This is a genomic window from Stenotrophomonas sp. ZAC14A_NAIMI4_1 (assembly GCF_003086915.1).
In the GTDB taxonomy this organism is placed as follows: Bacteria; Pseudomonadota; Gammaproteobacteria; order Xanthomonadales; family Xanthomonadaceae; genus Stenotrophomonas.
Window position 1 is genome coordinate 3,116,159 of the sequence record NZ_CP026002.1, and the last position, 13,805, is coordinate 3,129,963.

A 13,805-nucleotide genomic window follows, 5' to 3' on the forward strand; every position below is an offset into this window, starting at 1 on the left:
CCCGAGTGTGCAACCGACCATCACAAAAGCCAATAGGCTTTGCGCATGGCCGGCCGCAGAATCAGTGCACGTCCTTCCAGTATTCCTTCTTCAGCAGGTACAGCAGGAAGGTCAGCAGGGCCAGGAACAGGATCACCCACACGCCCAGCTGCTGGCGCTTCAGTGCGGCCGGTTCACCGGCGTATTCAAGGAAGTTGGTGATGTCCCGCACGGCCTGGTCGTACTGCCCGGCATCGACGTTGCCCGGCGATTCCAGGCGCAGGCCGGTGACCGGCGGGTCCATGCCCGGCGCTTCGGGCTTGCCGTGCACCGCGTGCTGCAGGCCCTGCATCTCCCACAACGGGTTGGGCATGGACGCGTTGGCGAACAGGGCGTTGTTCCAGCCCAGCGGACGGCTGCTGTCCAGGTAGAACGACTTGAGGTAGGTGTAGATCCAGTCGCTGCCGCGTACCCGCGAGATCAGGCTGAGATCCGGCGGCATCTTGCCGAACCATTTCTCGGCCTGTTCCTTGGGCATCGCCACCGGGATCGGGTCACCGATCGCCGAGCCGGTGAAGTTGAGGTTGGCCATCACCTCTTCCTCGCTCAGGCCCAGGTCCTGGGCCATGCGCGAATAGCGCAGGTACTTCAGCGCGTGGCAGCCGGAACAGTAGTTCATGTACAGCTGCGCGCCGCGCTGCAGCGATGCGCGGTCACCCAGGTCGTTGCCGGACTGCAGCAGCTTGGTGCCACCCTCGGCGGCGGAGGCCAGGAAACTGCCCAGCATCAGGGTGGCCATCAGGGCCAACCGGACCATCCAGCGATCAGTCATGGGTGGTCACCCTCTCCGGTACCGGCTTGGTCCTGTCCAACCTGGTCCATAGCGGCATGGTGATGAAGAACGCGAAGTACAGGAAGGTCAGCACCCGCCCGACGTAGGTTTCGTGCGCATCGGTGCCCGGGCCGGAGCCGATCACGCCCAGCCAGACGAAGCACACCGCGAACACCCCCAGCAGCACCTTCGACAGCAGGCCGCGGTAGCGGTAGGACTTGACCCGCGCGCGGTCCAGCCACGGCACCAGGAACAGGATGGCGATGGCCGAGAACATCACCAGCACGCCGCCCAGCTTGTTGGGCACCACCCGCAACATCGCGTAGTACGGCGTGTAGTACCAGACCGGCTTGATGTGCTCGGGCGTCACCAGGCGGTTGGCCTCGGTAAAGTTGTCATGCTCCAGGAACAGGCCACCAAAGGCCGGCGCGAAGAAGATGATGAAGGCCGCGATGATCAGCAGGAAGCCGGCACCGACGCCATCCTTGAGCGTGTAGTACGGGTGGAAGGGAATGCCGTCGGCCGGGGCGTTCGGCGACCAGCGGTTGCCCTTCGGCCCCTTCTTGATCTCCACCCCATCAGGGTTGTTCGACCCCACTTCGTGCAGTGCCCCCAGGTGCAGCACCACCAGCAGCAGCAGCACCAGCGGCAGGGCGATGACGTGCAGGGCGAAGAAGCGGTTGAGCGTGGCGTCACTGGGCAGGTAGTCGCCCATGATCCACTCGGTCAGGCCGTTGCCGATGACCGGTATGGCGCCGAACAGCGAGATGATGACCTTCGCGCCCCAGAACGACATCTGGCCCCACGGCAGCACGTAGCCCATGAAGGCTTCGGCCATCAGCACCAGGTAGATCAGCATGCCGAGGATCCACACCAGTTCGCGCGGTTTCTGGTAACTGCCGTACAGCAGCCCGCGGAACATGTGCAGGTAGACCACGATGAAGAACAGCGAGGCCCCGGTGGAGTGCATGTAGCGGATGAGCCAGCCCCACTCCACGTCCCGCATGATGTATTCGATGGAACCGAACGCCTCGACGGCGTTGGTCTTGTAGTGCATCGTCAGGAAGATGCCGGTGACGATCTGGTTGACCAGCACCAGCAGCGCCAGGGAACCGAAGTAGTACCAGATGTTGAAGTTCTTCGGCGCGTAGTACTCGCTGACATGCTTGCGGTAGACCGGCATCAGCCCCGGCGCGCGGGCGTTGACCCAGTCGGCCACGCCGCTGGCGGTACGGGCGAGGATATTGGCCATCAGGCTGCCCCCTGCGGATCGACACCGATGATGATGGTGTTGTCGTCCTGGTAATGGTGCGCGGGCACCTTCAGGTTGATCGGCGCCGGCACGTCCTTGAAGACGCGGCCGGACATGTCGAAGCGCGACTTGTGGCAGGGGCAGAAGTAGCCGCCCTTCCACTGCGGGTCGTAGGGCTCGGGCCGGATCTCGGCGACCATTTCAGGCGAACAGCCCAGGTGCGTGCACAGGCCGACCAGCACGGAGATGTCCGGCTTGATCGAGCGCAGCTCGGGGTTCTGCTTGAGCACGTAGTCCGGCTGCTGGTCCTTCTCGCCGGACTCGGGGTCCTTGAGACGGCCATCCAGCCCATGCAGTGCATCCAGGATCGCCTTGGACCGTTTGACGATCCAGATCGGCTGGCCACGCCATTCCACGATCAGGCGTTGGCCTTCCTGCAGGGCGCTGATGTCGGCCACCACCGGTGCGCCGGCAAGCTTGGCGCGGGCACTGGGGTTCCAGGATTTGATGAAAGGAACTGCGGTGAATCCGACGCCGACGGCGCCCACCACGGCTGTGGTGGCAGAAAGAAAACGCCGACGTCCGGTGTTGACTGGATCGTGTACCCCATCGTTGGCCATCCGGCACTCCGATATTGATTAGGTAGCTTTAAGGCTGCCAGCGGATCCGGTGGGGGCCAGAGCCGCATTGAATCATGGGCGAGTGTAGCGGAACCGTCTCGCGCCACACAACGCATTGCAACAATCTTTGTAAGGCGTGCCGACTAACAGTCGGCACCTACCAACAGTCGGCACCTACCGACGGTCGGCACCTACTGCTTGCTCAATTCGGTGCGGTAGCGATCGACCAGCTGGCCGACGCGGCGCACGTAGTACTGGGTTTCACTGTAAGGCGGTACGCCACCGTGGCGGTCGACCGCGCCTTCGCCGGCGTTGTAGCCCGCCGCGGCCAGGGTCAGATCGCCATTGAAGCGCTTCAACAACCATGCAAGATACTGCACGCCGCCACGGATGTTCTGGCTGGCGTCGTAGGAATCACTGACCCCGAAGCGTGCGGCGGTCGGTGGCATCAACTGCATCAGGCCCTGCGCGCCGGCGCGGCTGAGCGCGGTCGGGTTGTAGGCCGACTCGGCATGGATGATCGCGCGCACGATCGCTTCTTCCACGCCGAACTCGCGCGCAGCCGAGGCGATCTCGGTCTGGAACGCGGTGGTGTTGAGGCGCACGCTGCCGAAGTCCACGCGCGGGTTGACCCCGCAGGCGTAGCAGCGCTCCATGAAGCTGTAGCGGATGGTGCGCACCGGGCCCAGGTTGGCCACCTGGGTGGGGCGCGCACTGGTGTAGTGGCGCACCCCGTCCTGCATGTACGAATAGACCTGGCCACTGACCATGCGGCCACCGCGCGGCGTGGCGGCGGCCTTGGCCGCGGGTGCAGCGGCGGGCGTGGCGGCGACGACGGGGCTGGCAGCGCTGGCGGCTACCGCGACCGGATTGCGCTCGGCACTGGCCACCTGGCTCGGGGTCGGGGCCGGGGCCGTGCTGGCGGTCTGCACGGGCGCGGCGGCCGGTACCGCGCGCGGCGCAGCCGGGCGGCGGGTATCGCGGGTGTAGCTGATGCTGCTGCAGCGCGCGCCGGGCACTCGCTTGCTGACATAGCTGGTGACGCCGTCGGCGCCCTGGCACTTGAACAGGGTGCCGGCGCTGGCCGGCGCAGCGGTCAGCGCAGCGATGATGATCGCCGTTGTCCCCAGTATCCCCTTCATGGCGGCGAGTGTCCCAGCTTCGCCCGGGCTTGCCAAGCGGCCGCGCTCAGTCCGTGACCGCCGGCACAGCCAGCAGCTGGCCCAGGCCGGCCAGGCGCTGGGCCAGTTCATCCCGCAGTTCCGGCGGGGAGGTCCACAGGGCCAGCGGCAGCCGGTCCAGGCTGAGGATCTGGGCCAGCATCATGCCGCGGCTCTCAGCCCCCATCCGCAGCAGGCAATGGTCGGCGCCATCGGGCTCCAGCACCCCGCACCAGGGCGGAATGCGACCCTCCAGCTCGGCCTGGCTGCCCGCCAGGCGAAGGATGGCCTGCAGGGTGAAAGGCGCCTGGCTGACTGCCTGCCGAACCATCACGTCCGGCGGGGCTGGGGTGCGCCGATGCAGGCCCGGCTGCGGCTGCGGCTGCACCGCGCCCATCCGGTCCACGCGCAGGGTGCGCCAGTCCTCACGCACCAGATCCCACGCCAGCAGGTACCAGCGCCGGCCGTAATTGACCAGGTGCTGGGCCTCGACCTGGCGCTGGGTCACCACGTCCTGCGCGCTGCGGTATTCAAAGGCCAGCCGTGCCGCCTGCCGGCAGTGCTGGGCCAGCCGCCCGAGCAGGCGCGCATCGGTGGCCGGCAGGTCGGACAGGGTGGCGGTGGCCGCGTGCACCTCGCCGGCCTGCTGGCGGCGCCGTGCCGGTACCAACGGGTCGAGCTTGGACAGCAGGCCACGCGCGGTGTCGTCGATGCCGGACACGGTGGCCGAGGCGGCCCGCAGGGCGATGGCCAGAGTGGTCGCCTCGTCCTCGTCCAGCAGCATCGGCAGGACCGGCGCACCGGCGCCGAGCCGGTAGCCACCCCCTACCCCGGCCGAGGCCTGGACCGGATAGCCGAGCTCGCGCAGGCGTTCGATGTCGCGGCGGATGCTGCGCCGGTCCACGCCCATGCGCTCGGCCAGCTCGGCCCCGGACCAGTGCCGGCGGGCCTGCAGCAGGGCGATCAGTCGCAGCAGTCGGTGGGCGGTATGGCGCATGCGCTATCGAGGACAGAAGTCGTCCGCGATTGTGCCCCAGCATGGCCTCCCGGTTCACCACCCCTCGCAAGGAGCCCTGCCATGACCGCACGCCAGATCACCCTCTACCACGCCGCCCGTTCACGCTCGAGCGGCGCGGTCGCCCTGCTCGAAGCCCTGGACGCCGACTACCGCCTTCAGGTGCTGGACCTGAAGGCTGGCGCCAACCTGGCCCCGGCCTACCTGGCCATCAACCCGATGGGCAAGGTGCCAGCCATCATCCACAACGGCGCGCTGGTGACCGAGCAGGTGGCCATCTACCTGTACCTGGCCGACCTGTACCCGGAAGCCGGGCTGGCGCCGCCGATCGGTGACGGGCAGCGCGGGCCCTACCTGCGCTGGATGGCCTTCTACGGTGCCTGCTTCGAGCCGGCCATGACCGACAAGGCCATGCATCGCGAGCCGCCGCCGCGGATGATGTCGCCCTACAACGATGCCGAGACCGTGCTGCAGGTGATCGAGGCGCAGCTGGCGCAGGGGCCGTACCTGCTGGGCGAGACTCTGAGCGCGGCCGACATACTGTGGGGCAATGCGCTGGGCTGGATGCGCGAGTTCGGACTGGTGCAGCCGGCCCCGGCCACCGCGGCCTACATCGACCGGATGAGCACGCTGGCCGCATTCGACCGGTCCCGCCAGATCGACGCGGAGCTGGTGGCCGCGTAAGGGCCCGCCAGGCTGCACGGGATGCGGGTAGCGCGGGGCCATGCCCCGCGAGCGCGCAGCGCGGCGCTCATGGCCTTCCGCCGGGCGTGGCCCGGCGCTACCCACCGCTTGGCATGCGGTCCAACCGGCCACGGCGGGCGGCGCGGGATGCGGGTAGAATTGCCCGCTTTCCCGCCACCCGAATGGATTAAGCGCCATGACCGGGACGCCAGACGTCTTCCCGCCCGCCCCGGGCGGCACCCCGCTCGTTGCCCTGCCCGCCGGTCCGCGCAAGCCCGACCAGGTGAAAGGCAAGCTGTACATCAAGACCCACGGTTGCCAGATGAACGAGTACGACTCGGCCAAGATGGCCGACGTGCTTGCCGCCAGCGATGGCCTGGAACTGACCGATACCCCGGACGACGCAGACGTCATCCTGGTCAACACCTGCTCCATCCGCGAGAAGGCGCAGGAAAAGGTGTTCAGCCAGCTCGGCGTGTGGAAGAGCCTGAAGAACAAGGGCCGTGAAGTCATCATCGGCGTGGGCGGCTGCGTGGCCTCGCAGGAAGGCGAAGCGATCATCAAGCGCGCGCCGTTCGTGGACCTGGTGTTTGGCCCGCAGACCCTGCACCGCCTGCCGGAACTGATCCGCGCCCGCCGCGAGCAGAAGCGCCCGCAGGTGGACATCAGCTTCCCCGAGATCGAGAAATTCGACCGCCTGCCGGAACCGCGCGCCGAAGGCGCCTCGGCGTTCGTCTCGATCATGGAAGGCTGCTCCAAGTACTGCTCGTTCTGCGTGGTGCCCTACACCCGCGGCACCGAAGTCAGCCGCCCGTTCGAGGACGTGGTGGTGGAGGTGGCGCAGCTTGCCGCACAGGGCGTGCGCGAGATCAACCTGCTCGGGCAGAACGTCAACGCATACCGCGGTCCCTACGGTGATGGCGAGTTCGCCGACCTGGGCCTGCTGATCCGCACCATCGCCGAGATCGACGGCGTGGGCCGCATCCGCTTCACCACCTCGCATCCGCTGGAGTTCAGCGATTCGCTGATCGACGCGTTCCGCGATGTGCCGCAGCTGGCCAACTTCCTGCACCTGCCGGTGCAGGCCGGCAGCGACCGCGTGCTGTCGGCGATGAAGCGCGGCTACACCGCGCTGGAATTCAAGTCGAAGATCCGGAAACTGCGTGCGGTGCGCCCGGACATCTCGATCAGCTCGGATTTCATCGTCGGCTTCCCCGGCGAGACCGATGCCGATTTCGAGAAGACCATGAAGCTGATCGAGGACATCGGCTTCGACCACAGCTTCTCCTTCATCTACTCGCGCCGCCCGGGCACGCCGGCCGCCGATCTGGAGGACACGATCAGCGATGCGGAGAAGCATGCGCGCCTGTCGCGCCTGCAGGAACGCATCAACGCGCATGCGGCCGGCATCTCTGAAAAGATGGTCGGCACCGTGCAGACCGTGCTGGTGGAAGGCCCCTCGCGCAAGAACCCGAATGAGCTGACCGGTAAGACCGAGAACATGCGTTCGGTGAACTTCCCGGCGCCGGCGCGCCTGATCGGCCAGTTCGTCGACGTGGTGATCACCGAGGCACTGACCAATTCGCTGCGAGCACGCGTGGTGGCGGAGTAAGGCGTGCCGGCCAATGGCCGGCCCTGCCGGTCGGATCCCTGCAGGGGCGCCGACCTCGCCAGCACGGCAGGCGTGGTGTTTTTTTCACCACGCCATGCAGAGCCTTTTGGTACAAGGCTCTGCGCCACCTATCCACAGGTTGATTGGACTTCGTTCCACAGCGGATGTGGAGAAGCCGGGCGTTAGAGCGGAGAGCCTGCAGCCAGAGGCCGGTCGCGCCATCCATAGGTGTCCGTCAGGAAACCACTGACCCCGTTGTTCTGGTAGACGACAACGCTACGGTCACCTTTGCCGCAGTGCATCTCATCGCGTGATTCCGCGCCCCCTACAATTTTTCCGCACACAAGCTCGCGCTTGGGACGGCCCCGCCGGTCAAAGCGGAACACTCTGTAGCCTTGGCCCGACCCCTGGAGCACGCGCGCATCGATTCCATCTGCGGCAATGGCGTCTTCCGGCATGGGTACGTCAGGATTTTCCCAGGCATTGATGACCTGCACCAGGCGCCCATCCTCATCGTAATCCTCCTGGCGATAGATCGGCCCGGACTCGTTGGCCCAGACCCGCCGGCGCATTTCGTGGGAACCTGCATCAAAGACTTCGTGAACCCGCATCTTCTCCGCAACGCGATGACTTCGGATCCGGGGATAGGTCGACAGTTTCGAGAACCCGTTCATTCCCACTTCGGCGGGAATGGTGACGTTTACGAAGTCGTACCGCAGGTCTGCACCCTTCACGCCCAGCCGGGTGACGGCGTCTTGATAGAGAGGCTGCGCATCGGCCGGCAACAGATCCCCTTCAATGCTGTTGATCGTGTAGACCCCCAACTGCTGATCCAGCCGGGCCATCGCATAGGTCCCATATCCGTAGACGCTCCGCTCGGACGGCCGTCTGTACTCCGCAACGCCGGTCCAGCCGTGCGTGCCTCTGACGGACGCCATCACGTTCTGCCCCGTCGATGCCGCCGGTGGCTTGGTGGCGATAGAACCATAGAAATGGCCCTCCTGGTCGAGCAGAAGGCGTTGCACCAGCGCATTACCCTGATCCATCTGGTCACAGGACGGGGCATCTGCCCGGCGCAGATAAAGGGGCGATGGTTCTGCAGACCACGTCGGGCGACCCTGCTGGTCATATCTTATGCAACTCACCGGCTGGCTGAACAATCTGCCATCCGATCCACGCCCATGGTTGCGGATCTCGACGAGGCGTTCCTGGTCGTCGTAGAGATAATCACGCGCCTCCACGAGCACGAATTCGCTGGAAATCTGCCGGAGCAGCTCGGCAACCGCTGTTTTCGCTGAAGGATCAATGTCGACGGCGACTGGAGGGGATAAAGGCAGTTCGCGCGGCACCAGGCCGGCTGCTGCCGAGTCCCAGCTACCGTACTTGCGGCTCTGCCACAGTTCCTCGCGACAAATACGCTCACCGGCCCCGCCTTCCGACCGGACATAGACAATGCTCCCACCCAACCGCGAGAAGGGAAGCGTGCGTGCCGCCGAACTCGAACTCCTGAGACTGATCTGCGGAACCGTGAGGCTGCCATCAGCCGAGGGCCATGCTCCCACCAGCTCCGTTGCGTATTGTTCGATCAGCGGGGACGTCAGAACGCTGACGTCCTCCATCTTCCAAGGGGAAACCCAAGGATCGCCTGCCACACCGCCCCCACAGGCCCAGGCCGAGGAACTGAGCACGGCATACGCCAGCATCACGCCCCCCGCCAGCTTCCCCAGGCGCTGCTGGCGCTTGTGAGTACTTCTCGCATCCATCGACTTCATATGACTGCCTCCTTGCATGCATCGCTTTACGTAGAGAGTCCTACTCGCCCGGCAAACCGAGCTTCGTGGTCCCAAAACCGTACTTGGTTTCCATCAGCTTCTTCACCGGACCCATGCCCTCCACGATCATCTTGCCGTCAGGCGTGCCGCACCGCGTGCCCACCTGCGTCCTGCCGTACTGCAGTTCGGCTTCACGACTGCGCTTGGGGCGGGGGTCGGGCTCCCACCAGGGGAAATGGGCGTAGGGCTTGTTGGTCGAGACTTCGTAGCGCCAGCACACGAACGAGAGGGTCTCTTTGCCGGCCGCGTCGTAGTCGTACACGCGGTAAGAGCTGTAGCCGCTGGTGAGAGGCGTAAGCTTCAAAACGCCCTTCTCGGCGTAGGCGCGCAGGTTTTCGGTGTAGGCGTCACCAGAGACAGGGCCGGACAGAATCACGCGCGTGAGTTTACCCTTTGCGTCGTAGTTTTCCTGCCGATTCAGATCCAGCGTGCGCCACTGGCGTTCCCGAGGGTGCTTTGCGCCCGGAGCAAAAATCTCGAAGATGCGCTGTCCGGTGCGGTGGAAATACTCACGAACACGCGTATATGCGGTTACGCCGTCAAATTGCCCCTTCAGCACATCTGGCGACACACGCTCTCCAGGGAAGGTGTAGTTCAACTCCCTACCTTCATCCCGACTGCGTTGCTCAAAGACGGGCGTCGCGTCGGATGACGCGATGGCAAAGGATTCACTCTGTATACCAGTAAGCCCTCGCTTATCGCTCATCTGAAACGATGCACCAACGCGGCGGTGGACGTTGCCATCATTGAAGTAAAAATCTCCTTGCGCGTACCAGGCACCATCCGTGACCTCGGTTCCAAAACCGACATCTTCTTGCCCCGCGCCCTCCCCAGGCTTGCGCGTAGCCATCTTGGTCATATCCGAAGCCAAGAATCCATCAGCTCGATAGGCGAAATACCTAGTAACCTTCTTTACAGGCCCATCGCGAAGCTGCGAACACTGAAAGCCCGGACTACCTGAAACATCCGTCTCAGAGCTTTCATTTGCCACTTCAATTCTGCCTTCCTTATCATAGAGCGCACAAAAAATTGTACTACCACGCGCATTCGCATCAATCTTTCGACTGGATACAAGTAGACCAGACGGATCATAGTGAATGGTGCGAACTTGCCGAAGTTCGAAGTACGGGAGAATCCGCTGGATTGCAGGAAGCGAGCTCGCATCATCGCTACTCACCTTTTGTACTCTTCGCTTCCACTCCTCCACCCGGCAGAGCCTCGGCCCTTGAGGGCCCGGCTCTAGATAGAAGATCGTTCCACCTTCGGAACTGAAAGGCTTGTTCTCCAGTCTTGTGACCTCCGGATAGACACCAATGCGGATGAATGGTGCGACCTCGTTCGCTCGACTCAGACTTATGTGGAATCGATCAATGGGTTCCGGACTGAAGCGGATCTCTACATTTCTATCCGGCGACGCACTCAGGTCGCCATTCATCGGCGCACAGTCAGCAAAGGCGGCGCTCGCGCAGGATACTGCACCGAAAAAGGCCATGACTCTAGGGACAGTAAATCTATTCAAACCTGCTCTCCATGTCCTTCGTCGACACTTTGTCTCGCCAGCATCGTACCTCCTCGCAGGTCAGTGCCGAGGGGCAGCGCTGCGATGATCTCGTTAGGCATTGTTGCGGCGGGGTCATCCATGCCGTTGCCCCACAAAAGCGGCATCGCCACCCAAAAGCCTCTGACGCGTGATTCGCCCGCCTTCAGCGCCTCCACAGCTTTTCCCACATTGTGCCGTCCCACCGCGCTGGTCACATAGTCGTTCACGACACTATGTTCCTGCATGAAGTCTGGCTGCAGGTCAGGTGGTTGTGCATACAACATGCGCTTGACATGTCCCTTGTCACTCAGACCCGCAGACGGAAACCCTCCGAATACGGCATCGTACCGCCGAAACGAATCGCGAGGGACGTTGGTAAAAACGCGCTCGTACGTGGTCGCGTTGGAATCCGCTCGCACCCTAATCCCCTTCCACGTAGCGGGACTCGCCGGGTTCTCGATCCTGATACTGGGGCTCTGAGTATCGAACCAAGGCAGATACAATGCCGCAGATTCAACAGCGCTGTAGGGCTTGTCCTTCTTTTCCGGCAACGGTTGGATTTCCTCCCCCAGGAACTTCCTCCAAAGCTTCATCCGCAGATCCCGCGCAAACTTCCGGGTTATCACCTGCACGCCATTACCCAGGTCCAGCGACTGGGCCGCACCATCCACGATCACCGCGGCGATCTCGGTATCGCCCGTGCCCAGCAGGCTGCGGTCGTTGCAGTTCGCACTTCCAATGATGGCCACGGCGTCGTCCACGATCAGCAGCTTGGAGTGTACGTAACACTGCTCGGTCACCACATACAAGGGTGTGGCCTGGTCCGCGCCGATCGTATGCGGTGCGTAGTGGTTCTTGTGGTTGATGTCGGCAAGAACCCCATAACTTCTCAGGTTCATTACCGACAGATACTCCTTCCACCGACCTGCCTTCACCTCCGCCTGCAGGTCGGCCTCTTCCACGCTCACCTCGCGGATGTCCTTGTCGCGTGCGATCAGTGAACGGCAGATGCGGCGGATGAGGCTGTCGTCGCCGCGCAGCAGCGTCTGCTGCACCCAGTACTGCTGCTTCAGCACGGCACCGTCGAACAGGCTGCCCTCCGGATGCACGGGCAACGTGATGTAGACGTGGAACCCCTGCCTGGCCACGATGGCGCGGCGGATGCGCGCGGCGATGGCCGCCACCAAGGGGTTGCTGGCGGCTGACTTCACGCCCTGCTTCCGCGTGACCATGTTCTGGACCACGCCGGCCTTTCCAAGAGGACCACTCATGCCCACGCCCTTGTCGACGTAGCCTGCCTTTTTCTTCTCGGGATCGGTCATTTCCCGGCGCTCGCCCCCCTTGATCGCGGTCTCCACCGCACTTCCTGGCCCAGCATCGGACCATCCGCAGTCGGAAATCAGGAACTGCGTCTCCAGGTAGACGAAGGCACTGGCGGAGGCGATGCAGTTGACCATCGCATCAAGGATGGAATGCATCGGCTGGTTGCGCTCCCAGTAGGGCTGCAGGCAACTGGCATCATCCAGCTTCAGCCCGAGCTCCTTGCACCCCTTCTTCTCCAAGGCGTGCAGTGCCGTACCCGAAGATCGCACGATCTGCACGCTGGCTTTCCCGGCCTTGCCCGGACGGGTCAGGTCGCCAAAGAGTTCCTGCATGCCGCCCATGGACTGCAGCCACTGATCACTCAAGGGCGTCAGTTCCATCCCGCGCGCCAGCGTGGTCTGCTCGGGCACATCCATCCCGACCAGGCCGTTCGCCCCCCGGATTCCCCAGTTCAAGCTTTCGCGCACCACCGTGCCGATCTCGCGGTCACCGCGCTGGTTCTGCCAGACCATGGCATTCCAGCGGTGCATGAAATTGCGGCAGATATCGAACACCGCCGGCCCCTGCAGCCGCGCGTGCACGTCCTGCCATGGCATGCGTGGCTGGCGCCCGCTGTCGAGCAGCCGCTGGATGCGATCCACCGGCTCGTTGATCCACTTCACCAGCGATTCCCAGGCCTGCTTCGCCTTGACGATCTTGCTCTCGATCTCGGCATATTTGGCTTCGGCGTCCTTGACCAGCGAGGCGGGATCGCGCACATATCCCACAACGGTGGTGGCCGTGTTGACCGGGCCCAGAATGGCGTCCTTGAACGCGGCCTTCCGCTCATCGAACCATTCACCGAATTTCTTCGCCGGGATCCTGGCGAAAGCTTCCGCCGCACGCGCGGCAGCCGCAGCTGCCTCGCCGACATTGAGCTTGACCGCCTCGTCGGCGGCTCTGTTCGATGCGGCAGTGACCTCGGCGTACTCCTTCTCGATTTCTGTCAGCCAGTCCTTGATGGCAAGGAAGGTCTTGGCGACCGTACGCTGCACCTTTGTTGCTTCTTCCATGCCTGGGATGACCCATTCTGCGAGCTTGCGGATGCCCTCGCGTTCCAGCGCCTCCGGCACACCCAGCTTGTCCGCGTAGTCCTGCAGTTCGGCCAGCGCAGCGCCTGCGTCCCACTGCGCCTTCATCCGGTCCAGTGCGATGGCCAGGCCCGGCACGTACGCTTGGGCAAAGCCGGGGCGCACACGGCCAGCCGCGTCCGGGCTGGTATCGGGCTTGTCCAGGGTCAGCTCCTGCTCCGTGCTCGTCATGCCGCGGAACTTGCTCAGGCAGTTGTTGTAGTGGTCATTGAGCACGTGCAGCGCCGGGTCGCAGACCACGTCGAAGTTGCCGTCATCCCATCGCCCATGCGCGATGTCCAGGCCCCCAACGAAGCCGATGTGCCCATCCACGACCAGGATCTTCTGGTGGTGCGAGAAGGCGATATTGAAGGCATCGGTGCGGCCGGTGGCCGGGTTGTGCAGGCCAACCTGCACCTGCCCCGGCGTGTTGGCATCCTGCATCTTGTACAAGGCCGTACGCGCCTCGTTTTCGTGGGTATAGGCCGCCGCCTCGACACTGTCGTAGAGCAGCACCCGCACATCCACGCCGCGCTGGTTGATGGCGTCGAACAACAATTCACTGAGGCGACTGGCGTGGGCGCCTCCGCGTTCGTCCATCTCGGTGTCGAAATTCATCTGCCAGTCGGCGATGAAAATGAATTTCTGCGCGCCACGGATGGCGTCCGCCATTGCCTTCATCGCCGAACGCCCGTCGGTGAACGCATCGACCTTGTTGCCTTGCCGGACAGGCGCGAACTGGCGATCGGGCGGTGCGTAGTAATCACCGCTGGTGGTGCCCTTCTGCCCGTCCAGGCAGGTCAGGGCGGTATGCGGGACGCTGCCCAGTGTGGTGCCATCTGCCATG

General features: G+C 64.1%; 10 protein-coding genes. 2 read left to right on the top strand and 8 right to left on the bottom strand.

The window, feature by feature from the left end; all coding sequences use genetic code 11:
- Nucleotides 1–61: 61 nt before the first annotated feature.
- The 5 genes from C1926_RS14260 to C1926_RS14280 all read right to left on the bottom strand — a co-directional run bounded on the left by C1926_RS14260 (nt 62) and on the right by C1926_RS14280 (nt 4,840).
- On the bottom strand, nt 62–811 hold the full coding sequence (locus C1926_RS14260; protein ID WP_108759620.1) for a cytochrome c1: 750 nt from the start codon (nt 809–811) through the stop codon (nt 62–64).
- Nucleotides 804–2,063, bottom strand: a complete 1,260-nt coding sequence (locus C1926_RS14265; RefSeq protein ID WP_108759621.1) for a cytochrome bc complex cytochrome b subunit — start codon at nt 2,061–2,063, stop codon at nt 804–806. The genes C1926_RS14260 and C1926_RS14265 overlap by 8 nt, the downstream gene beginning before the upstream one ends.
- Nucleotides 2,063–2,683, bottom strand: a complete 621-nt coding sequence (gene petA, locus C1926_RS14270; RefSeq protein WP_004151998.1) for a ubiquinol-cytochrome c reductase iron-sulfur subunit — start codon at nt 2,681–2,683, stop codon at nt 2,063–2,065. The genes C1926_RS14265 and petA overlap by 1 nt, the downstream gene beginning before the upstream one ends.
- A 191-nt stretch (nt 2,684–2,874) precedes the next feature.
- Complete coding sequence (locus C1926_RS14275) at nt 2,875–3,825, bottom strand: lytic transglycosylase domain-containing protein (protein WP_108759622.1); 951 nt, start codon at nt 3,823–3,825, stop codon at nt 2,875–2,877.
- Between the two features lie 46 nt (nt 3,826–3,871).
- Nucleotides 3,872–4,840, bottom strand: coding sequence for a WYL domain-containing protein (locus C1926_RS14280; protein ID WP_108759623.1), 969 nt, complete (start codon nt 4,838–4,840; stop codon nt 3,872–3,874).
- An 81-nt stretch (nt 4,841–4,921) separates the two neighbouring features.
- On the opposite strand from C1926_RS14280, the gene C1926_RS14285 reads away from it, so the two are divergent.
- Together C1926_RS14285 and miaB are read left to right on the top strand one after the other, a co-directional pair.
- Entirely contained in the window at nt 4,922–5,542 is a 621-nt protein-coding gene (locus C1926_RS14285; RefSeq protein WP_108759624.1) for a glutathione S-transferase family protein, read from the top strand.
- A 196-nt stretch (nt 5,543–5,738) separates the two neighbouring features.
- Nucleotides 5,739–7,154 carry a tRNA (N6-isopentenyl adenosine(37)-C2)-methylthiotransferase MiaB gene (gene miaB, locus C1926_RS14290; RefSeq protein WP_079221345.1) on the top strand — a complete coding sequence of 472 codons (1,416 nt, stop codon included), beginning with the start codon at nt 5,739–5,741 and terminating at the stop codon, nt 7,152–7,154.
- Between the two features lie 182 nt (nt 7,155–7,336).
- On the opposite strand, the gene C1926_RS14295 is transcribed toward miaB, so the two are convergent.
- The 3 genes from C1926_RS14295 to C1926_RS14310 all read right to left on the bottom strand — a co-directional run bounded on the left by C1926_RS14295 (nt 7,337) and on the right by C1926_RS14310 (nt 13,804).
- Nucleotides 7,337–8,926: a hypothetical protein gene (locus C1926_RS14295; protein WP_108759625.1), complete on the bottom strand. Its 1,590-nt coding sequence runs from the start codon at nt 8,924–8,926 to the stop codon at nt 7,337–7,339.
- A gap of 40 nt (nt 8,927–8,966) precedes the next feature.
- A complete protein-coding gene (locus C1926_RS21540) occupies nt 8,967–10,421 on the bottom strand; it encodes a hypothetical protein (protein WP_159095113.1) in 1,455 nt (484 codons plus the stop codon).
- A gap of 80 nt (nt 10,422–10,501) precedes the next feature.
- Complete coding sequence (locus C1926_RS14310) at nt 10,502–13,804, bottom strand: phospholipase D-like domain-containing protein (RefSeq protein ID WP_108759628.1); 3,303 nt, start codon at nt 13,802–13,804, stop codon at nt 10,502–10,504.
- Nucleotide 13,805: the final 1 nt, after the last annotated feature.